15 protein-coding genes and 1 pseudogene are annotated in these 22053 nt (G+C 41.4%); 5 read left to right on the top strand and 11 right to left on the bottom strand.

Annotated features, from left to right (window positions below):
* Nucleotides 1–85 precede the first annotated feature (85 nt).
* The 4 genes and pseudogenes from AAGD16_RS16400 to AAGD16_RS16415 all read left to right on the top strand — a co-directional run bounded on the left by AAGD16_RS16400 (nt 86) and on the right by AAGD16_RS16415 (nt 2870).
* Nucleotides 86–208 (top strand): hypothetical protein, encoded by a 123-nt coding sequence (locus tag AAGD16_RS16400; protein ID WP_257720508.1) that lies wholly within the window; start codon nt 86–88, stop codon nt 206–208.
* Nucleotides 209–367: 159 nt separating this feature from the next.
* Nucleotides 368–919 (top strand): annotated as a pseudogene (locus AAGD16_RS16405) (GNAT family N-acetyltransferase).
* A 42-nt stretch (nt 920–961) separates the two neighbouring features.
* Entirely contained in the window at nt 962–1219 is a 258-nt protein-coding gene (locus AAGD16_RS16410) for a hypothetical protein (protein ID WP_058155832.1), read from the top strand.
* A gap of 178 nt (nt 1220–1397) precedes the next feature.
* A complete protein-coding gene (locus AAGD16_RS16415; protein ID WP_290187438.1) occupies nt 1398–2870 on the top strand; it encodes a S41 family peptidase in 1473 nt (490 codons plus the stop codon).
* Nucleotides 2871–2943: 73 nt separating this feature from the next.
* Here the strand turns inward: AAGD16_RS16415 and AAGD16_RS16420 are convergent, their stop codons facing one another.
* The 10 genes from AAGD16_RS16420 to AAGD16_RS16465 all read right to left on the bottom strand — a co-directional run bounded on the left by AAGD16_RS16420 (nt 2944) and on the right by AAGD16_RS16465 (nt 19367).
* Nucleotides 2944–5937 (bottom strand): TonB-dependent receptor, encoded by a 2994-nt coding sequence (locus AAGD16_RS16420; protein ID WP_024602712.1) that lies wholly within the window; start codon nt 5935–5937, stop codon nt 2944–2946.
* A gap of 74 nt (nt 5938–6011) precedes the next feature.
* On the bottom strand, nt 6012–8669 hold the full coding sequence (locus tag AAGD16_RS16425) for a glycoside hydrolase family 16 protein (protein WP_013463027.1): 2658 nt from the start codon (nt 8667–8669) through the stop codon (nt 6012–6014).
* 271 nt (nt 8670–8940) lie between these two features.
* Entirely contained in the window at nt 8941–9729 is a 789-nt protein-coding gene (locus tag AAGD16_RS16430) for a sterol desaturase family protein (protein ID WP_013463028.1), read from the bottom strand.
* Complete coding sequence (locus AAGD16_RS16435) at nt 9722–10372, bottom strand: CDP-alcohol phosphatidyltransferase family protein (RefSeq protein ID WP_013463029.1); 651 nt, start codon at nt 10370–10372, stop codon at nt 9722–9724. The genes AAGD16_RS16430 and AAGD16_RS16435 overlap by 8 nt, the downstream gene beginning before the upstream one ends.
* 28 nt (nt 10373–10400) lie before the next feature.
* Entirely contained in the window at nt 10401–11039 is a 639-nt protein-coding gene (locus AAGD16_RS16440) for an ATP-binding cassette domain-containing protein (protein WP_013463030.1), read from the bottom strand.
* Nucleotides 11040–11063: 24 nt separating this feature from the next.
* On the bottom strand, nt 11064–12779 hold the full coding sequence (locus AAGD16_RS16445) for an ABC transporter permease (RefSeq protein WP_013463031.1): 1716 nt from the start codon (nt 12777–12779) through the stop codon (nt 11064–11066).
* Nucleotides 12776–14053, bottom strand: coding sequence for an ABC transporter substrate-binding protein (locus AAGD16_RS16450; protein ID WP_013463032.1), 1278 nt, complete (start codon nt 14051–14053; stop codon nt 12776–12778). The genes AAGD16_RS16445 and AAGD16_RS16450 overlap by 4 nt, the downstream gene beginning before the upstream one ends.
* Nucleotides 14040–14864, bottom strand: coding sequence for a DUF547 domain-containing protein (locus tag AAGD16_RS16455; RefSeq protein WP_013463033.1), 825 nt, complete (start codon nt 14862–14864; stop codon nt 14040–14042). The genes AAGD16_RS16450 and AAGD16_RS16455 overlap by 14 nt, the downstream gene beginning before the upstream one ends.
* Nucleotides 14845–16998, bottom strand: coding sequence for an FAD-dependent oxidoreductase (locus tag AAGD16_RS16460; protein ID WP_036955083.1), 2154 nt, complete (start codon nt 16996–16998; stop codon nt 14845–14847). Before AAGD16_RS16460 ends, AAGD16_RS16455 begins: the two co-directional genes overlap by 20 nt.
* A 14-nt stretch (nt 16999–17012) precedes the next feature.
* Nucleotides 17013–19367, bottom strand: coding sequence for a TonB-dependent receptor (locus AAGD16_RS16465; RefSeq protein ID WP_377115173.1), 2355 nt, complete (start codon nt 19365–19367; stop codon nt 17013–17015).
* Between the two features lie 231 nt (nt 19368–19598).
* Here AAGD16_RS16465 and AAGD16_RS16470 point away from each other — a divergent pair, with 231 nt between their 5' ends.
* Nucleotides 19599–20012 (top strand): hypothetical protein, encoded by a 414-nt coding sequence (locus AAGD16_RS16470; protein WP_013463037.1) that lies wholly within the window; start codon nt 19599–19601, stop codon nt 20010–20012.
* A 359-nt stretch (nt 20013–20371) separates the two neighbouring features.
* On the opposite strand, the gene AAGD16_RS16475 is transcribed toward AAGD16_RS16470, so the two are convergent.
* The gene (locus AAGD16_RS16475) at nt 20372–22039 is read right to left on the bottom strand and encodes a pseudouridine synthase (protein ID WP_377115737.1); all 1668 of its coding nucleotides are present in this window, start codon (nt 22037–22039) and stop codon (nt 20372–20374) included.
* Nucleotides 22040–22053: the final 14 nt, after the last annotated feature.

Below are 22053 nucleotides of genomic sequence, written 5' to 3' on the forward strand. Positions count from 1 at the left end.
GTCTTCAATAATTTAGAGACTTAACTCACTAACGACTATGATTTATTTCAGCTTATTATTTGGCGCCACAACTCAAGGAAGGCTCATGAATATAAACCACGCTAAATTCCGTTTTATTTTACTAAAAGGTGTTCTAGGCTGGGGAATTCCTACAGCTATTTTATTTCAATTAATTATGTACTTTACAGGTGAGCAAGATTTTTTTTGATGGAATCATTACATCTTTAATAATATTTCCTTTAGTAGGCATATTATTTGGATACTTTTTATGGCATTCGAAATATAAAAAAGAGCGAAATAACTGAGATAACAACCTTAATCACTTGGTTTGTTGAAATTTTTTAGCTTTGATAACAAGAAGGTTTGAGTGAAAATTTGTGAAACCCAAAGGTTGCTTATTCGGCCATTTTCAATTGATGATGTGTCGGCATTAAGTGAAATTCTTAATGACGATGAAGTGATGAAATACTCAATTCGTGGTGTGTGCGATGAAGCTGCAACTCGTGAATTTATAAAGTGGTGTTTACAATGCTACGGTTCATACGGTTTGGGCCCATGGGCACTAATAGATAAAAACAGTAACCTACTTATAGGTTTTTGTGGTGTTTCTCCACAAAGTGTCGCGGGTAACGAAGAGCCTAATTTAGGGTATCGATTAGCGGGCGATTTTTGGAATAAAGGATTAGCCTGCGAAGCGGCTTAAGGTGTTTTAAAGTATGTGTTTACTCAAACTACTCATCAATCCGTCGTTGTTATTATTGAACCTGAGCATATTGCGTCACTGAAAGTAGCAAAGAAAATTGGTTTTACAGACTATAGCACTCATGAATTTCATGGTCGTGCTGTACAGTTATATCGATTAACTAAAGCGCAGTGGAGTAAATGGACTTCTTTAGATGCTGCTTATGTGGCCATCTAAAGCTCAAGATAGTTAACGTTGATTTGTTAAAAGGAAATTTTAATGGATATAGATTCTCACATAGTTCAACTTGAAAAAAACAACCGAAAGTTATTTAGTGCATCTCATAATTTGGGACTTACGATAGCGATGGCTGTTATTGTTTTGTTGTTAATGTTTTATTTCAGCCCATTGATAGGGCTTGCTTGTTCAGGTTTTGCTGCTTTCTTTTTGAACTTTTTCTATTCACAGTATAGCTTTAGAAAACTCAACGCCCGCATAACACTACTGCAAACCAAAATTGAACAAACGTCTAAGTAAGGTGTTGCTCTAAATTTAAAGCCAGTTCATTTCAAATCTTACTCGTTGTTAGCTGCTTTTAATGTTGTTAAGTTACTGCTATAAAAATAATTTGCTGATACTTATTTGATTTAAGGTATTTTTAGTTCCACCAAATGAGTTTACAGTAATTATATAACCTAATTTAAAATGGATTTTCATGAACATAAAAACAAAAATAGTTAGCCGTACTTTATTGAGTGCTTTATTAATTACGCCTACCTTGAGCATGGCAGAATTAGCAGTTACTCCTCAAACACCAGAGCAATGGCGCAGTGTTACTGAACGTGATATTGAAGCTGCTTACAGTATTTCGGCAAAAAACCACCCCGGTATGTTTGATGTTAACAACCCAGTCTTTCCTGAGCTATTAAAGCAAGCAAAAGCAGAAGCACTTGCACTGTCTGCCAAAGCGAGTGGGCCGCAGGTTCATGTTGCGGCAATTGCGCGTTTTAGTACTGTGCTACAAGATGGTCATGCAGGTGTGTTTTCAAGCGTTGAACGACCTGCTCGTCGTTGGCCAGGTTTTAGTGCCGTTTGGCGGGGTGATGCATTAAAAGTGTATTACAGTGAAACAGATAATATAAATAAAGGTGATGTGATAAGTGGTTGCGATGGGCAAAGTACCGAGACGTTAATGCGACAAAGAGTGTTTAAATTTCATGGACAGGTTACACAACCTGGGCATTGGTGGCAGCAAGGTTGGCGGTTACTAATTGATGAGGGCAACCCATTTTTAACACCTCTAAAAGAATGTCAATTTGTTAAAGCCAATGGGCAAGCTTACAGTAAAACCCTTGATTGGTCTGTTCGGCCAAAGAGTGTAAGTAAGCATTTAACACATGCCTATAATGGGGATGAGCTTACAACCGATTTAACTTGGCCTGCGCAAAACATAGCGTGGATTGCTATGCCCAGTTTTGCAAATAACGATAAGCAAACTCATGATTACAATAACTTGTATAAAAAAGTGACTGATCAACGTTCTAAGTTACTCAGTGCAAAAACGGTGGTTTTAGATCTTCGTCATAACCAAGGTGGCTCGTCGTATTGGAGCTTAAAGCTTGCAAAAGAGTTGTGGGGTGAGCAAGTTGTTGAACAAAAAATGGATAACTACTCAAAAAATAGCCGAGTTTGGTGGAGAGCGTCAAAAGATAATACTAGCCATGTTAAATCATTAATTGAAGTGTTGAAAGATCAACCTAAAGCACAAAAAGAGTTTAAAGAAATAGCTGCAGGTATGGCGCAGTCACTTGAAAATAATAAGCTATTTTACATCGAAGAGCCGCAAAGTAAACCAAACCAAAGCGATAGCACGGTGCCAGAGAGTGACTTTAAAACACAGGTTTTTGTTATTGTGCCGCCACAGTGTGCAAGTGCGTGTCTTGATGCCATTGATGTATTTAAGCAGTTTTCAAACACTCAGTTATTTGGCGCGCCAAGCAGTGCTGACTCACTGTATATGGATGTTCGATTAGCTGAGTTACCCTCAGGTTTAGGTAAAGTGATAGTGCCTAATAAAGTGTATGTGAATAGAGCAAGAGGAAAGGGCGATTATTATAAACCCGATATTGCCTATAACGATATTGATTGGACAACCGATAAGCTATTAGAAAAAATTAAACAGTTATAAAAAAAGCCGCTCAATGAGCGGCTTTGACTTTTCAACTATAAGGGGTAATCAAAAACTGTATTTGGGCAATGTATTAATTGCCCATAGAGTATCTAACGCCAAAGGCATAACGAGGGCCGTATTGAGCCGCGCTTAAGAACTGACTTTCGAAGCGACTGAATGAACGCTCGGTTTCGTTGGTTAAGTTCACACCTTCAAAGAATACCGTTGTGCTTTCGTTAACTTCGTAGTTCACACTAATATCCCACTGTAAGTACTCTTCTGCGTATTGTGGAGGAGCCGTAGCACCTGAGTCAGGTAAACCTTGCGCAATTAAGTACTCATCACGCCATGCACCGGTAATTTTCACCGATAAGCCATCTTTTTCGTAAAAGCCTTGTATGTTTGCAGAATCACTTAAACCAGCTAATACTGCTTGAGAGGCAAGGTAGTAGTTATCGTACTCTACATCACCATCAACAACGGTGGCATTAAAGCCTGCACCAAAGCCTGAGTCGCCAAACAAGTGCTGAACAGCAAATTCAAAACCGTTTACTTTACGTGAACCAACGTTTTCAGGTGAATTGATGGTCCATTCAATCAGCGGATCAGTCGCTGGATCTGGTAATATACGGTTGTTTTCACCAATGCCTACGCCATTAGCTACAATTTCATTGTAAATTGCAGTGTCAGTTGCTTGATCTCCACGACCTTCAATGGCGGCTACTGCATTGTTCCAACGCTCACCTAAATACACATCATGTAAACCTTCAAAGGTAGTTTTTACCTGGGTGTTATCAATCCAATTATCTACGTCTTTCCAAAATAGACCAACAGCAGCGTAACTGCCTTCGCTGTAATAATACTCAAGGCTTAAATCTAGATTAGTTGATTTAAATGGCTCTAAGTTTGGATTACCACGGCTACCACTTCTTGAATTTAATTTAGGTGATGGTGTTAAAGCCAAGTTACCTAACATATCGCCAAGAGTTGGTCTGGTGATTGTTTGTCCCCATGATGCGCGGGTTACTAAGTCATCCGTAAGATCGACTTTAATATCAATCATAGGAAGTAGTAAGTCGTATTGTCCTTCATAGTCTACTTCAACTAATTCGCCACCAGCGGCAAATTGAGTTAACCACTCTGAACCGCCTGCCCAGTAAACTTGTTCCGCTACACGACTTTTTGCTGGGCTTACAATATCAGTTTCTTCATAACGAAGACCTAAGTTTACAAATACGTCGTAGTCGCTAACGTTAAATACCCAGTTGCTAGAAAGGTAAACACTAATGGTTTCTTCTTCTACTTCGTTAGTTGGGAAGTTATCAAAGCTACCAATTCGGTAATAATCACTACCAATTACGTCTTCGGTCAAATAAGCACTTTGACGAGCAAATGCTTCATCAAGGTCATAAGTGTAAGCATAACCTGGCGCTACGCCGTTAGGACCAAATGAAAATTCATCAAGGAATCCGCTTAAATCAATCCTTTCGAACATCGCATCTGGGAAAATTTCAGCGAATGTACCGTTGTTAAAGCCAGGTGCATTGGCGTTATTAGAGCCGCCCCAACCACTGAGTGTTTGCTTAGTGTAAGCCGCACCAAATTTAACGGTTTCAAGACCAATATCTGTATAAGTAAATAATTTACCGTCTAATTGTACTTGAGAAACTTCTGACTCACCTGGTGTTCTGGTAAAAATACTGAAGTTAGAACCAATTTGATTTGGACTTACTTCTTGTGTGCCGTTGTTCCAATTAATATTAAAACCCGGTACATCGCCTTCGCGGAAAAAGTATTCTTTAGTAGATAACTCTGCTGAGCCCAAAATAATACGGGCATTAGAATTTAAGCCAGGATCTTTGCCATTATCTGTTGTGGTTTTTGAAGTATGGGCATCAAAGTTAAAACTAAGGTTTTCTGTTGCTAACCATTCAACATTGATACCGGTTGCTTTTGAGTCTACCTCGGCAGTTTCACGAAATGCCGTGAATGAGGCATCATCACCGGCTGAGTTATAGTAAATAGCGGTGCCATTTTCATCTAGCTCATAGGCATTACCATTACCACCAAACGAACCGTTCCAAATACCCCACGATAGTGAGTTATTACCTGTTGTTGCATTTGAGATTGTATGATCTAGTGTAAACGTTAAGTTATCTGTTGGTGCAAACTGAAAAGTGGCTTGCGCATTTAAACGTTCACGCTGAATATCATCTTTTGAAAAGCTGACTTCTTGTGGGAAGAAAGCGGCAGATACAAACTCACCATTATCCCCAGCATTTGGATCGAAAAACTGCTTAGCTGGGTTACCATCTGCATCCATTGGGCGGTTATCAATTATGTTTTCAGCATCAACCGATAGGTTAGGGTTGACTAACCAAGAGCGTACATTGGCTGCTTGGCGCTGAAAATCACGGCGGTGGTATGAAAAGTTAGCTGAAAAACCAAACATTTCGTCAGCAAAAGTATTGCTGTAAATACCTGCAATTTCAGGTGTTACTTCATCACCTTCTTCTACCGATGTATCGTGAATGCCTTTAGCCATCAATGAAAAGCGCTGACCCGGCTTTTGTAGAGGTTTAGCGGTAACAATATTTACAGTTGCACCAAGGCCACCTGTTGGTGTATCCGCACGCGCTGTTTTCATAACTTCAAGTGAACTAACGCCTTCAGATGATAAGTTCTCAAAGTTAAATGAACGCGTAAAACCGGTGCCTGCCATTTGACGGCCGTTAAGTGTTACAAGGTTAAACGATGGGCCAAAACCACGTACGGTAATTTGGCTACCTTCACCGTTTGAGCGACTTACCGATACACCCGTAATACGTTGTAGCGATTCAGCTAAATTAGTATCTGGAAATTTACCCATTTCTTCAGCAGAAATGGCATCAACCACGCCTGATGCGTCACGCTTTACATCCATTGAACGGATTAATGAACCACGAATACCTTTTACTTCAATAACTTCTAGTTCAGGTTCGGCAGTATTTTCTTGCGCAGCATAAGCGAAGTTAAATGTGCTTGCAGCGATGATAAGTGACACAGAAGCCGCTAGTGGGCTTTTTTTAAACTTATTTGTGTTCATAATTGCTCTGCTTTTACTTAATTTATTACGGTAAGTAGGTACTTTTAATTTAGTACCTACCACTGAATTAGGGTTTATGGGTTAGCGATAACCACATTGTCGATACGATAAACTGCACCTTCACCTGTTCCCCACGCTGGGAAAACCATCAGTACATTGATATCGCTAATGTCTAAACCTGCATCAAATAATGATTGCACTGTAAACGTGTATGTTTGCCATTGCCCAATAACCGGTACTTCACCTTCAACGCTTTGTGCAAGAGGAAGCTCTACCGCCGTTGCTGCACCTGTTGACTCAATTTTAAATGTCCACACTGAGTCAGGATCATTTGGTGGTGTCACCATTTTCATTTCAAATTGCACAACACCATTTGCTAATATTGCTGATGCATCAAAAGAAACACCTTCGTCAGCTAAAAAGCCCATTACTGTTGGTGTAGCACCAATAACAAACTCAGCCACTGTGCCGTGTTCAGCATCGTCAGTTTCTTCAGTCGGTGTAGAGCCACCACAACAGTCCCAAATACTCCACATATCTGCGGCTGTATCTTGGAAAATAGTGATTTCATCGCCTGCTGATGCACTCGGATCGTACATTTTAGCGTTATCAACACGGTAAACCGCACCTTCACCTGTGCCCCATGCTGGGAATATCATCACTACATCAATGGCACTAACATCTAAACCTGCGCCCGCTAAGTCAGCGAATGTAAAGGTATAAGTTTTCCACTCACCAGCAACGGGTGCATCGCCAGCATCGGTTAATGGAAGCTCTACCGCTGTATCGCCTTCATTAGATTCAATCTTCATTGTCCAAACAGCTGCTGGATCATTTGGATTTGACATTACTTTTACATCAAACTGTAGTACACCATTTTCTAAAATACTTGTTGCATCAAATGGTTTACCACTACCACCGGCTGAGGTGCGAGTATTAAAGCCCATTACAGTGGGTGCTTCGCCAATGCTAAACTCTGCGGTTAAACCGTGTTCTTCATCATCTACTACCTCAATTGGTGTTGAACCGCCACAACAATCCCACATTGGCCAATCTAGATTTTGTCCGTCTGTGAATAGGTCAACTTCTGGGCTTCCAGGTAAATCACCTTCAATCGCAACATTGGTAATTAAATATTCAGCGCCTGCACCTGTTTGCCATGCTGGGAATACCATTAATACATCAATGGCACTTAAATCTAAGCCTCTTTCTTGTAGTAAAGAAAGTGGGAATGTATAGGTTTGCCATTGGCCAGTAACAGGAGTAACACCTTCATTACTATCGCTAAGGGCTACATCGCCGGTATTAGGACCACCATCACCCGCTTCGGCTTTTAATAACCAAGTAGTTGAAGATGTTGGTGGCGTTACTACTTTCATATCAAAGGTGAGTCGGCCATTTAAATCAAGTAGAGGTGATGCATCAAATGGAGATGAAGTGCCAGTAAAATCATCAGAGAAGTGACCACCGCGGGTAGAGAAGCCAAGCACAGTCCCGTTATTATCGTTAATGTTAAACTTAATTACCTCGCCTTTGTCAGCGTCAGTAATGGTTTCTGGTGTTGTTCCACCGCAACAATCCCATGCGATCCAGTTGGCATTTAAGCTGCCATCAAAAATATCAAGATTCTTTGCAACACCATCACTTGGCGGGGTAGGTACAGGGGCTTTACCTTCAACAAGTGCATCTTCTAGGCTATCGTAACCTGGGCGTACTGTTTCACAGCCTTTACCTGTGGTTGGGTTAGAGGCACATTCGTAAACACGCACGTAATCAATTTCAAAACTTTGACCTTCTGCAAATGCTGCAGCGTCAACGCCTAAGTTATTTACGTTTTCAGGCCAATCACCACCAACAGCATTGTTTAAAATAAGGTAAAAGTCTTTATCAAATGGGGCATTATCCCAATGCGTTGTTAGCTCGCCGCTACCTTGTTCAAAGTATTCAGCAAACCAACCTTTATGCTTTAAGCCAACAGGTTCATCTTTTGAATTGTAACGAACTTCAGAGCGACGTTGAGTGGCGTATAAATAGCCATCTACGTACCAGCGAATTTCGCCTTCTTGCCATTCAATTGCGTAAGTATGAAAATCGTCTGCAGGATTCATCCCTTCAGGGAATGTATACGCTTTACCAGAACTTGAGTTATTTGGCCATTCGCGACCATAGTGAAGTGTGCCATGAATATTAGCTTCAACGGTGCCATCTTCAGCAACTGTTTTTAAATTTACCGCTTCTAAAATATCAATTTCGCCAGAGCGCGGCCAAGTACCATATTCTTCATCGGTTGGCATCATCCAAAAAGCTGGCCAGCTACCTTGACCCGAAGGTAACTTTGCACGCATTTCAAAGCGGCCATAAGTAAAGTCTGCGTTGTAACGGGTGTTTAAACGGGCTGATGTGTATGGTTTTTCTGCGCCTTCTTCTGCAGGTAAGGCGACTATGTTTAGTACACCGTCTTTAATAAAGGCGTTTTCTTCACTGTCGGTATAACATTGTTTCTCGTTGTTACCACCGCCAGCGCAGTTTAATTCAAAGTTCCACTTGTTAGTATCAATACTAGTGCTGTCAAACTCATCGTTCCATACCATACGCCAGTCAGAGACTGGTTCAGTAGGGTTTACTTTTTCAATATCTGTAGTAGTGGTTGCTGCGTCACCACCACAACCCGCCAGAGATGCTAATGAAATAGCAGCCAAAAGGCGAGTAATGCGTGTTGTTTCAATGTTCATAACTGAACCCCGTTCAACTGATTATTGTCAGAATATAGTGTATTTGTTGATTTTTTCATTTTTGTAAGCGCTTACATTTTCATGTGTGATAAATGTAAGCGCTTACAAATAATATGGGGGATTTTTAACTGGGTCAAGAATTTGTTTAAATAATTTACAATTGATTTACTTTTGATAGGGTGTTTTTGTTAACAGGAACGGTTAAACGCCCAAGTAATGTTATAAATAAAGGTTTAAAAGGTGTACATGGGCGTTTTCATTAGCCGTATTGCTATTTTTTAAATGGCATTATTAACAATTGCCACAAGGATGAATTTTGTTCGGGGTTTGGGTATTGGCTCAAACCAAGTGCAATACGTTTATCAGGCTGGCTTGCCTGTGATTTATAGCTGCCAAAAAGTCTATCCCACCAAGTTACACTAAACCCAAAGTTACTGTTTGTTTCTTCGGGGTTTTGGCTGTGATGTATGCGGTGCAGCGCTTGGGTGATAAGGATGAGGCGCAGTGGTTTTTCTATTGCGCTTGGCAAGCGAATATTTGCGTGGTTAAACAGTGCTAACCCATTGAGTGTTATTTCAAATATAAGTACTGCAATGGCGGGCACGCCAAGAGCAGTTATGGCGGCAAGCTTTATCAATATGCTAAGACCTATTTCAATAGGGTGAAAGCGCAGCCCAGTGCTTGTATCTACGTGCGCATCAGCATGGTGAACACGGTGTAAACGCCATAAAATTGGAATTTTATGAAATAATCTGTGTTGCCAATAAATCAGTATATCTAGCAACAGCAGGCTAAGTATAATTGCTACTGAAAGAGGCATAGTTAGTTGATTAAACACACCGATACTATGTTCTTGGTTATAAAGCGCGGCGGCGGTTAACCCTAAAGGAACCGCTAACCGAGCAATCACTGAAGAGGTAAATACAAGACCAAAATTCGCAACCCAACGTTTAGTGGCTTTTATGGGCGATTGCCGTGCAGGGGCTTGCCACTCAAGCAGCATCATTATGACTAAAATACTTACAAAACATCCAAGCCGCCACCATAATTCGTTATCCATTGATAGCCTCCGTTTTACTGATATTAGCTTCTAGTTGTTTTAATGTGTGATAACCGCCATAAATACGGGTGAAAATCGTTATGGCGCAAGCTGCAGCAAATAAGCTGGCCATTATGGCAAAGTGCTGCGGCCAAATACAAAAGGCAACAAATAAGGCAATGGTTTCTGTGCCTTCGGTTAAGCCATTTAAGTAGTAAAAACTTTTATATTTAAATTGTGGTTTGTCGAGTTTAAATTTTTCAGCGGCAATCGCAAAGGCCAAAAAGCTGGAACCGGTACCTATAAAAGTAGCCAGTAAAATAGCACCTGCAATGGCATTTTGTGCTGGATTAGCCAAAATAAAGCCCAGTGGAATCGCTGCGTAAAATAAAAAGTCGAGAGTAATATCTAAAAACCCACCCGCGCTAGAACTTTGATTAGCATAGCGGGCTAATGCGCCATCCAGTCCATCTAAAATTCTATTCAACGCAATGGCGATTAATGCGCCATACCACATTTCAAAGGCAAGTAAAGGCACGGCAAACATACCCACTAAAAAACCAAAAACAGTGAGTTGATTAGCTGTAATGCCGCTTTTATTAATGAGCATAACAACCGGTGTTAGTAGTGGCTTTATAATGGGGGTAACAAATTTATCTAACATACGTATTGCCTTGAATATGAGTCAGGTTTTAAGCATCAGTGCCTAAAGTAATCACTTTGCCAGCTGTTGCCTCGGCGTCACTGTGGTCGTGCGTAACCATAATGGCAGGCAATTTATGCTCGCGTATTTGACTAAACACCAGTTCGCGGGTATCAACACGCAATTGGGTGTCGAGTTTACTAAAAGGCTCGTCGAGTAAAATAGCTTTAGGTTCGCTGAGCAACATGCGTAGTAGTGCAACACGCGCTTGCTGCCCACCAGATAGACTGTCGGGATGGCGGGCTGCCAATCCTGTTAAGCCAACTTGTTCTAGGGCGTGGTCTATTTTTTCAAGACGCTGCTTTTTATTGCCTTTGGGCATAGCAAAGGCAATATTTCCTGCCACTGTTAAATGCGAAAACAATAAAGCGTCTTGGTAGAGCACCCCAATATGGCGTAAATGCGGGGGTGTGTTATCTATATTTTGATCATTTAGCCATACTTCGCCTTGTGCCCTAAAGTCTTTGGGCAAACAGCCTGTAAGCCAATTTAATAAGCTTGACTTGCCACTGCCCGATGGCCCCATAATGGTGAGTATTTCGCCGCCATTTACTTGCTCGTTTAAGCTTAGTAACAGCTCGCCTTGACGGTAAAGCTGACAATCTTTGATGTGTAATGATGACTGCATTAAATAGCCTTAATGGTTTTATAGTTAAGCGCGCGCTTTAAAAAAGTATTTAGGTAACACCCATGCCACACCAAAACCAATTAGCGGTAATGCCATTTGTAAAATGGCGTAAACTGCACTGGTGCGTCTGCTTGCGCCATTAGCAAGGGTTACGGCTTCGGTGGTAATGGTACTTATACGCCCGCCACTGGCTAAAAGTGTAGATAAATATTGGCCAAAACTAATCGCCAGTCCAAGCGCTATCGCGATTAAAATAGGGGCGAATAGTTGTGGCAATTTAACCTGTAAAAACACCTTGCAGGGACTTGTCCCCAAGCTTGCGGCAACGCGCGCTAATCGAGGGTCTAAACGCCTGTAACTATCGGCAATAGATAAAAAAACATACGGTAAAACAAATAAAACGTGCACAAATATCACATTAAAAAAGGCATGCTGGCTATTGAGCAGTTGTTGTAACCACACAATACCAAATAAAAACGCAATACTGGGCACTAATAAAGGAAGATAAATAATTAACTGTGTCCATTTCGACATGGGTTTCGTGTTTAACTGCTCGGCTTCTAAGCACAGCAATACCATAGTGATAGCAAACAGCGTACTTATTACCCCTATTATTAAGGTATTAAACAAGGGAGTATGTATTTGTGTAAATGCATGTTGAAAATGCAGAAATACCACGCTTGAGGGCACGGTATCCGGAAAACGCCAATAGCCCGCTATTGACCACATCACTAACCCAATTAGCGCAGCAACAATAAAAATTAAAATTAGACTCGTGAAAACATGAGTAAATGTGCAGATCAATTGATGTGCATACTGGCGGCGGCCATTAATAAGTGATTGCTTAAAAACTAGAGCAATGATTTTTTCAAGCAATAGCCACGTTAAGAGTAGTCCAACAGTGACCGCTAATTGTAACAGGGCACCCGCCGAGGCTTTTATTCGCAGGTTTAAATCTACATCGTTAAACCAGTGCATTATAGCAACGGCTAAAGTGGGAGGGGTATTTGGGCCAAGAATGAGTGGCATTTCAACGCTGGCGCTGGCATAAGCAAGTACTGCAAAAATAGGTAAACGTAACAGTGGGTATAAACTGGGTAGCACCACTTTAAAAAACGCCACCATAGGGTAATAACCTAAATTAACCGCAATTTGATGCTGTTTGCGTAGCTTTTTGCCAAGTTCGGGTTGCGCCAAAACACTCAATGCAATCAGTAGTAAAAAAGGTAACTCTTTAAGCACAAGCCCAATAATAATGCTCCAGCCAAAAGCGTCGTAAGGTAACGCGCCTTCTGGCGCTAATTGCCAGCCAGTTAACCATGGAGAAAATAAACGAGTAAATAACCCCGATGGCGCAATTAAAAAACTCACCGCAATCGCGGCAGCGGCATGCGGAATAACCAATATTGGACTTAAAATATATTCAATGCGTTTAAGCCACACACTATTAAAAAACGCGCCAAGCATAATGATCATCAGCACAAACGCGATTAAGGTACTAATAAGCCCTGTTCGTATGCTCAGCTCTACCATGTGTGTCAATCCAGGCGTTTGCCATAATGCGTTAAATCCTGCTAAGCCAATATTTGTTTCATTGAGTGCCGGCGCCCAACCAAAGGCAGGTAAAAGCACGCCGATTACCCCCCCTAAAACGGGTAAAGTAAGCAATGCAACCAAACAGTAAGGACTTAGTTTGACCAAAAAGGTAAATAGGCTATTTGAAGCGGGTACTTTATTCATTGGCTAACCCCATAGCGCGTTTGCCAACCTTGCATTATGGCATTAACCCAACTTGGGTGAGGCTCACTGAGTGTGCGTTTTATGCTATTAAAAGGCAGCGCACTTGGGTGCGGTTGTGTGGTTTTAAATAAGGCTTGTTGCTGGGTATTTAGCATTGATTGGATCAACACGGTTTTATCGCCCCAAATAGTGGGCTTTTGTTTATGAGCTTGCGCTTGAGGGCTTAATAAAAAATTAGCGACTAACTGTGCGCCTTGTGCATGGCTTGCATTATACGGTATTGCTACAAAATGGGTGTTACTTAAACTGCCATCATGCATAGCATAACTGCGGGTGCTGGTGGGTAAATCAAAGCGTTGTACTGCAGCGGGCACTTCTGGCGCTGAAAAGGTAAACCCGATACTAAGCTCAGTATCGTCAATTAAGCGGCGCATTTGTGCGCCACTTTGCATAAAATGTTTGCCGCTACGCCAAAGCGTAGGGTGTAATTTATTTAAAAATACCCACAAAGGGTTGAGCACCTCAGTGGTGTTTTTATCTGTAGCTGGCTGGTTTAGCTGTGCTTTTAATTCATCATCGTTGTTGTTATGTAGTACCACTAAAGCGTATTTTAAAAAGCTCATGCCTAAAAAATCAGGCGGCTTTGGGTAACTAAAACGCCCAGGGTTTTGCGCGCTCCAAGTTAATAACTGATGTAGGGTGGTGGGTAATTGATTCGTTGTGCTGCCATCTATTGCTAGGCTGTCGTAATAAAAAGTGAGCGACGCTTGCCCCCAAGGCGCTTCCATCCCGTTTGTAGGCAAACCAAAATCAAAGTTTACCGCGGGGTTATTATTAGGATCGGTTAATGCAAAATTTGGCAGCGTCTGGGCCCAGTCTTTAAGCAGCAAGTCATGCTTACTCATAGCGGCAAAGTTAGCGCCATTGATCCAAATTAAATCGACACTGCCTTGAGCGTGATTATTGGCTGATTTTTCTGCTAATACTCGGCTTACTGCTTCGCTGGTATCGCTTAATTTTACATGCACTAATTCAATATCATATTGCGCTTTGACCTGCTCAGCCACCCATTGAATGTAGGCATTTATTTGCGGATCGCCGCCCCATGCATAAAAATAAACGGGTTGGTTTTTACCTTGGCTTTGGATAGTTTGCCAGCGAGTATCAGAGGGAGAGGTTGCCATGGTTTTAAAGCTAGCAACTAAAACAATGCACAAAGCAATACTCAAAAAACAATATCGGCTGAGTATTTGTATTGGCTTAACGACGTGCATTTAAATTCCAGTTGTAATCTAAAAATTTAATTTTCATGTCATTATTTTGCAGCGCTTTTTGTTGAGCGGGTAGCAGTTTTAATGCATCAGCGTATTGTGCTAAAAACGGGTGTAATGTGTTTGCTCCTTTAAAGCCTTGTTCAAAATCACCGCCGTACCATTTAAAAATAGACGATACATTTAAAGTATTGCCTGTTGCCATGTTGCGGGTGTTGTCTGACAAAAAACGAACAGTTTGCTGGTGTAATTGCTCTTCTAGTTTATCGGCCGAGTAGGCTTCTTCACGAAGTGCAGGGCAACCAATACTGGCGCAGTTTACTGCAAAGTGAATACGCGGGTCGTTGTATTTACCACTACCACGAATTAACTCATGCTCTATATCATCAAGGCTGCGTGTTTTACCTAGCAGCGAAATAAACTCTTTGCTCCACGGTGAACTAAAAAAGCTACCTAACTCTTTGATTGATTCAATATTAGGGTACTGCGTTAATATTAGTTCAACGGTAAAGGCATTATAGGCATTAATTAAAAACGCCAACTGTTTGTGTTTACCCCACGTGTTAAATTCACCTGGTGTGATGGCTGTTAACGTATTTAAATATGCTTTTAATTGGGTATGCTCGTGTTTAATTGCAGCGTAATCAACCTCAGTGCTGTGCCCATGATTAATAGCGACAACATGTTTAGTTAATAGCGTGTTCCAACTATCGTGCAGGTTTTGTGCACTACTTTTAAACGCCGTGACCAGTAGTGCACTTAAAACTAAAAACTTCAATAACGTATACAAAGGCTTAACCTCGGCGCCATGCATGGTATTTTTCAAGCATGTTTAAAACAGTTTGTGGAGCATGGTTACGTTTCCATTCACCAGCGGCATATTTGTTGCCTTCTGCCCATGTTGGGTAGCTGTGAATTGTGCCTAGAATTTTATTAAGGCCAAGGCCGTGTTTCATGGCTAAAACAAATTCAGCAATTAAATCGCCTGCATGCTCAGAAACCACAGTAACTCCGAGTATTTTGTCTTTTCCTTTAGGGGTGATCACCTTAATAAAGCCATTATTGGCGCTCTCAGTAATGGCGCGGTCTAACTCTTCAAACTCAAAGCGGGTGATTTCATAGTCTATGCCTTTATCAATCGCTTCTTGCTCGTTTAGGCCTACGCGCGCGACTTCTGGATCAATGAAGGTGGTCCATGGAATAACACGGTAATCTACTTTAAACTTTTTAAAGTGGCCAAATAAGCCATTAACCGCCGCGTACCACCCCTGATGAGCCGCAACGTGAGTAAACTGGTACGGGCCTACAATATCGCCTGCGGCAAAAATATTAGGGTAGAGTGTTTCTAAGTAGTCGTTAGTTACTATGGTTCGATTAGTTTCTATACCAAGCTCTTCAAGGCCATAGCCTTTGAGGCGTGCGCTTCGGCCAACGGCACACAGTAGCTCATCATATTCAATATCAATTTCGGTGTCGTTGTGCTTCACCACGAGGTACTTTTTACCCTCGCGTGCTTCACAGCGCAGCGCTTGGTGTGAGGTTAAAATATTAACGCCACTATCGGCCAATGATTGGTGTGCAAAAGCTGACACTTCAACATCTTCTTTGATCATAACGCGCTGAGTCATTTCAACTTGCGTCACACTTGAGCCTAAACGAGCAAAGCTTTGTGCAAGCTCACAACCAATCGGGCCCCCACCTAAAACAACCAGTTTTTTGGGCGCTTCGTCGAGCTCGGCAAATTTGCTCCATAAAGTATCGCTGGTAACGTAACCGGTTTCTTCAATACCTGGCAGTGGCGGTATAAACGGGCGTGCACCGGTGGCAATAACAAGTGTGCGAGCGGTAAGAGTTTGCGTGCTGCCATCGTTAAGTTTAATTTCCACTGTCCACGGGTCAATCAATTTTCCATAGCCTTTTAAAACCTCCACACCTAAATTTGTGTAGCGCTCTATGCTGTCGTGCGGGGCTATATCAGCAATGACTTGATGTACACGTGCCATTACTTTTTTAAAGGAAAACTGCGGTGTAGTGTTTTCAAGGCCATAGTTTTCGCCATGGCGCATTTGCTGTGCTATTTTTGCACTTTTAATAATCGCTTTACTAGGCACACAGCCAGTGTTTAAGCAGTCACCACCCATTTCGCCGGCTTCAATTAAGGTGACTTTGGCTTTTACTGCGGCGGCAATATAGCTGGTAACTAAGCCGCCTGCACCCGCGCCAATAACAATCATGTTACGGTCGAATTTTTTGGGCTTAGTGTAGTTTTTATAAACCCGTTGTTTTTTAAATACATTTAAAATCGCTTTCGCAATCAGTGGGAATACACCTAATAGAGCAAATGACAGAATTAAATCTAGTGACAAAATGCCCGATAAACGCTCAATTTGTGCAAGTTGAGTACCGGCATTCACAAATACAAAGGTGCCTGCCAACATACCAATTTGGCTCACCCAATAAAAAGTCCACGACTTAATAGCGGTTAAGCCCATTAATAGGTTAATTAAAAAGAACGGAAATACCGGTACTAAACGCAAAGTAAAAAGGTAAAAAGCGCCTTCTTTATCTACGCCTTTATCGATAGCAGCTAAACGCTCAGGAAACCGTTTTTTAATGGTGTCGCGTAATAAATAGCGTGACACTAAAAAGGCAAGGGTAGCACCAATCGTTGAGGCAAACGACGCCACCAGTAAGCCTTCTACTAAGCCAAATAATGCGCCTGCGGCCAATGTTAAAATAGCTGCGCCGGGTAAAGAGAGAGCCGTTACTACCACATAGAGTAAAAAGAACCCGCCAATAACTAACAACGGCGATTGCGCTTTGTATTGGTTAAACTGATCCATCGACCCTTTTAAGCCATCGAGTGTAAGTAACTGGTGCAAATTAAAATGAAAGAACATGCCAATACCGGCTGCTGCAATCAATAATAACAATAGTTTTTTAATCATATTATCTCTTGGGCTTAAAAGTTATGCGTTAGGGTAAGCTTGGCGTTTATTGGTAATTCAGGGAATGCTAATGTTGCGCCAAAATAGCCGCCTTCAAACACTGGACGCCAGTTATCTTGATTTGTGACGTTGTTCACATCTAATCGCAACTTAGTGCTAGGCGTAAACGCGTAGCTGGTATTGACGTTTAACGTGTATTGGTCACGAATTTTCACTGTTTGTAAAAAATCTAGCGGGTAACTCTTTGTATATAAAGCTGAAAAACCTGCCTGCCATTTCTCATTAATTGAATAACTACCATTAACGCTTAACGATTGCTCAGGAATACCTTGTACTTGGCTATTTGAAGGGGCAAACGCTGTATAACTTGGCGCGCCTATACCATTACCGGCAATAATATCTGGGCGTGAGTTATCAAACGCATCAGCAATTTGCGCCGAGTCTTGGCCAGTCGCAGAGTTATCGTAGCGTGCGTCAATATAGCTATAACCTGCACTTAACCAATATGGGTAAGCGTCGTAAAATACTTGGCCTTCAAAACCTGAGGTACGAATACCGGTATTGCTGCCATCGCGGTTGCGTAAACTACGGCGCTGGCTAAATAGGGCGCCATCAGCATACCAATCGCTGTTGGTAGGCGCATATTTTAAGCCAAATTCTACCAGCGTGTTTTCGGTTGCAAAGTTTTGCGCACTAATCGTGTTGTCACCACCTAAGGTGTTACCACCGGCCATACTATTTGAAGTCGCTTCGTTGTAACTTGCTGCGCCGTAACTTGTAAAATCAGTATTGAGCTTGTAATTAAAACTGATTTGGCCAGATTGCAGCGTGTCGTTAATGCTATCACTGGCTGCTGTTTGTCCTTGTGGCGCTATGGGATCGTGTGCTTCTACATCATAATAATCAAGGCGGTAACCCACACTGGTACGCAGTTTATTTGTCCACTGTGAGTCTTGTTGTATAGCAAAGCCAGTTTGCCAAGAGCGCGAGTCGGTAGTGTCTGATAAGTTAAAATCACCACTGCCATCACCGTTTATATCGTATTGACCACCTGGAGATACAAATACACCGGGGCGCAGCTCAACTAAGCGTGCTTTTTGCGCATCGGTTAATGGAATACGACGGTTTGAAAGTGGACCCGTTAAATCAATTGGCGTGTCGGCCTCGGTGGTAAATTGGCTGTAGCCAAGTACTTTGTTGTAGCGTACATCAAAGGCTAAGATAGTTTGCTGTTCATTATTCCATTGATACGTTAGTTCAGTGCGGTTTTGTGCGGTATCGGCACCATCTATAATTTCAACAAAACTGTTTTGAGCCACTTCATCACGTTTTAAGTGCTGAAAATAACTAATATTTTTAAGCGACGCTTTATCTGAAAGCTCGCGCTTATAAATACTGTGTAGTAGGTAAGTAGTGGCTTCGTTTTGGTTATCAGGGTCGGTAAGTACGGTGCTGCGATCAATGTTAACTAACCCTGTAGGAGATACAATTGAACCCGCTGCGGGTACTGTGCTGCCGTTTGCTTGAACGCCTTGGCCGGTAATGTAAAGACCATGGTCGATGAGTGCTTGAGTAGGGCGGTTAATACCGGCGTTGTCGGTAAACTCAACCTGATATAGCTCAAAGTTAATATCCCAGCTGCTTTTATCATCAGGCAATACTCGCAGTGCTGCAAAAAGACTGTCACTTTTAGTCCCTGAGTAATCGTAGTAGCTTCCATGATCAAGGTGTTCATAACTCACACGAAAACCAATTTTGTCTTTTACAATCGGTGTGGTGTAATCAAGCTGAGCGGTGTATTGATCCCAACGACCCGCAGAGAGCTTCGCTTTACCTTTGTGTTCTTCAGTTGAGGCTTGCTTAGAGTGTAAATTAACAAAGCCACCATTGCGCTGGCTTGAACCAAACAATACTGGAGGAGCGCCTTTAACTACATCTATTTGTTCTACCGCGTTAAATGATAGCGGTACACCAAAGCCGTTATTACCCGCTTGGCGACGAGTTCCATCTTGAAAAAGCTCACCTAATTGGCCTCGAATAGTGGGTAAGCTTGGTGCCCCAAAGCCACTGGCGGCATACGTATTAGGGCTCACAGCAAGTACGTCTTGCAAGGTAGTAATGTTAAGTTGTTCTATTAGCTCTTTTGAAATAGGCGTGACTGAACGTGCTATATCTTGCAGTGCTAAATTATCGCCAAAGGGGCCATTTATGGTTGCATCTTTAACAGAAAGTCCTTGAGAATTTAAACTTTGGCCCGCTACTTCAATACGCTCTATGGCATTTTCTGTTACAGGCTTTGTTGTAGCAAAAGCAATAGCGGGTGTATTTAATAAAGCGGCTATAGATACGGCCAAGGATGAATATTTCAAACGTTTTCTCTCTGTAATTGTATGTTGATGGTTATAAAAGACCGAAAGGCTTAAAAATAACTTTCAGCAATTTAACAATATTGTTATTTATTAAAATATTAAAAATAGCTGCTTTGTTAATCGATTTATTAAACAAGCTTAACAGCTATTTACAATTATTATGAAATAAAAGGGAGTTTGTACGGTCTTTATTGCTTATTAGTTTATTTATATCTTTTTTAAGGAAATTTTATGACAGGTTCAATGAATACTGATGTACAAAATCGTTTGCAGTGGTCTTTATTATCGCTTCGGTGTGGGGTGTTTATAGTGATGGTAATGTGGACGCTAGATAAATTTGTAAATCCGGGGCATAGCGCCCGAATTTTTGAACACTTTTATGGGATCAGTGGCTCTACCGATACTATTGCTTATATTTTAGGTGCACTGCAATTATTGCTAGTAATAGCATTTTTGGTCGGTATTAAAAAACGTATTACTTACGGTGCTATTTTTATAATGCATGGTTTATCTACGCTTTCTTCATATAATCAATACATTGATGGCTTTAATAATTTACTGTTTTTTGCGGCATGGCCGATGTGGGCTGCGTGTTTTGCGCTTTATTTATTACGCGATCAAGACGTAAAATTTACGATTAAATAATAAAGGCAAAAAAAATGGTTATAAGCGTTAGCCTATAACCAATAAAGTACACAGGGAGTGTAGGAAGTTCTGTTGTACGCAGTAAACGGTTAGTTACCCATTTACTGTGTGTCATCAAAAGCGCTTATTGGCGCTGTTAATCAAATAAAGTGGACTGTAATAAATACTTATTTTTATAAAAGCAAAGCTAATGCCAACTTTTAATGCATTGAAATATATAGCTATTTATTATTTATAAGTAGAGGCTTTGCATAATGCAGGTAAATTTTTCTATATTGCAACGGTAAAGGTTACCGACTTTGCAATATAAAAAAATGGCAAGGCTTTTTAAAACAGAGGGGAGTTTTAGTATCGCTGATTTAAAAATCAGCGGCTACTTCAAATTCTAAACGTTGATGAGAAATAGGGTGGGTGAAGGCTAAATACTCGGCATGTAAATGTAAGCGCTCTGCCTCTTCACCATAATGAGTATCGCCAACTATCGGGGTATTTAAACCTAATTGATGAGCGCAATGCACCCGTAACTGATGTGTGCGCCCTGTTTTAGGGTATAACTGCAGTCGGGTGGTGTTGTTTTTGCGCTCCAGTACATGCCATGTTGTTAACGACGGTTTACCGGTTTTATAACACACCATTTGGCGTGGTTTATCATCAAAGTCGAGCACAAGAGGTAAATTAATCACTCCGCTATTCTCAGTAATATTGCCCGCCACTAAAGCAACGTAACGCTTTTCAATTGTGCGTTCAATAAACTGTTTTTGCAGCGCTTTATGCGCGCGCTTATTAAGCGCAATAATTAACAGCCCTGAGGTCGACATATCTAACCGATGCACAATAAGTGGGCCAGAAGCCGCGGGGAACTGAGTTTTTATACGCATGTACACTGAATCATCAATATTAATCCCTGGCACCGATAAAAACTCCGCGGGTTTGTTTATTACCAGTAAATCATCGTCTTGATAAACAATAGTTAAGTCTTTTCCTTTTGCAGGGTTTGTTAGTAATGGATTTTCTTCAACATTTAAGCCTTTTAGCATATGACCTAAAATGGGTTGGCATTTGCTATAACACGATGGGTAATAATGTAAGTGATGCCTAATTGCTGATTTAGGCGGTGCACCCCACCAAAATTCGGCCATAGCCACTGGTTTTAAATCGTGCTTGTATGCATATTGTAATAATTTAGGGGCGGCGCAATCCCCCGCTCCCGAAGGTGGAGTGTGCTCAGGAAGTTTGGCAAAAATAGCATTCAGATCGGTCACTTCACCGTGTGCATTTAAAAATTGGTATTGAGCAAATAATTTCTTTTGTAGGTTTTTTGAGAGTGTTTTGCGGCGCTTTTTTAATCCGTTAATTTCACCCAGCATAGCTGCTTGGGTTTGCTCAAGCGCTGTAATTTGCGTTTGCCAGTCTTGCTTTAATGCCTGCAGTTGTTTTTTCTCAACAATACTCTGCCCAGCTAAGGTTGTTTTAAGTTGTTCAAAGTCATCGGCATTGAGTTGCTCTTGGCCAGTTTGGCGTTGCTCTTTTCGCTGTTTGCGGGTCACTTGCATGGCTTGTTGTTTGGCTACAAGTTGCTGTTCATAATTTTTACGTGCTGTAGCTAATTGCTGCTCAATGGCTTGATAATCTTCACTGTTTTCTAATGCCGTAATTTGCGCATTAATGGCGTTAATGATTTGGCTTTGCTGACTAAATACAGCATCGTCTATGTGTTTAAGTGCCACATTAGGTGCAAAGTTCAGTTGCTCATCTATGCCCGCTATTTGCCCCGAATAGGCGCTAATAAACCCCAGTTGTTGCGCCTGATTTTGAACGACTAGCACACCAAACATTTTACCCGCATCAATATCATCCGTATCTAAAATAGCCTTATCTAGCTTTTTTAATTGCTGTTGTAATTGCTGTGCAGCGACAACGGCCAAAGGGTGCGGTTTATAATAAAATGGAAATGTAAACTGCTCAGGCAGAGCAAGGGAATCGACGTTTTGATCAAAAACGGTAAAGCAGCTAGCAGAGTTTGACATGGCAGTAAAATTAG

The sequence above is a fragment of the Pseudoalteromonas sp. M58 genome, assembly GCF_042604605.1.
Lineage (GTDB): Bacteria > Pseudomonadota > Gammaproteobacteria > Enterobacterales > Alteromonadaceae > Pseudoalteromonas > Pseudoalteromonas tetraodonis.

Excerpts from the sequence above, each read along its gene's own strand:
- AAGD16_RS16400 (WP_257720508.1), top strand. The coding sequence starts at position 86 with ATGAATATAAACCACGCTAAATTCCGTTTTATTTTACTAAAAGGTGTT.
- AAGD16_RS16410 (WP_058155832.1), top strand. The coding sequence starts at position 962 with ATGGATATAGATTCTCACATAGTTCAACTTGAAAAAAACAACCGAAAG.
- AAGD16_RS16415 (WP_290187438.1), top strand. The coding sequence starts at position 1,398 with ATGAACATAAAAACAAAAATAGTTAGCCGTACTTTATTGAGTGCTTTA.
- AAGD16_RS16420 (WP_024602712.1), bottom strand. The coding sequence starts at position 5,937 with ATGAACACAAATAAGTTTAAAAAAAGCCCACTAGCGGCTTCTGTGTCA.
- AAGD16_RS16425 (WP_013463027.1), bottom strand. The coding sequence starts at position 8,669 with ATGAACATTGAAACAACACGCATTACTCGCCTTTTGGCTGCTATTTCA.
- AAGD16_RS16430 (WP_013463028.1), bottom strand. The coding sequence starts at position 9,729 with ATGGATAACGAATTATGGTGGCGGCTTGGATGTTTTGTAAGTATTTTA.
- AAGD16_RS16435 (WP_013463029.1), bottom strand. The coding sequence starts at position 10,372 with ATGTTAGATAAATTTGTTACCCCCATTATAAAGCCACTACTAACACCG.
- AAGD16_RS16440 (WP_013463030.1), bottom strand. The coding sequence starts at position 11,039 with ATGCAGTCATCATTACACATCAAAGATTGTCAGCTTTACCGTCAAGGC.
- AAGD16_RS16445 (WP_013463031.1), bottom strand. The coding sequence starts at position 12,779 with ATGAATAAAGTACCCGCTTCAAATAGCCTATTTACCTTTTTGGTCAAA.
- AAGD16_RS16450 (WP_013463032.1), bottom strand. The coding sequence starts at position 14,053 with ATGCACGTCGTTAAGCCAATACAAATACTCAGCCGATATTGTTTTTTG.
- AAGD16_RS16455 (WP_013463033.1), bottom strand. The coding sequence starts at position 14,864 with ATGCATGGCGCCGAGGTTAAGCCTTTGTATACGTTATTGAAGTTTTTA.
- AAGD16_RS16460 (WP_036955083.1), bottom strand. The coding sequence starts at position 16,998 with ATGATTAAAAAACTATTGTTATTATTGATTGCAGCAGCCGGTATTGGC.
- AAGD16_RS16470 (WP_013463037.1), top strand. The coding sequence starts at position 19,599 with ATGACAGGTTCAATGAATACTGATGTACAAAATCGTTTGCAGTGGTCT.
- AAGD16_RS16475 (WP_377115737.1), bottom strand. The coding sequence starts at position 22,039 with ATGTCAAACTCTGCTAGCTGCTTTACCGTTTTTGATCAAAACGTCGAT.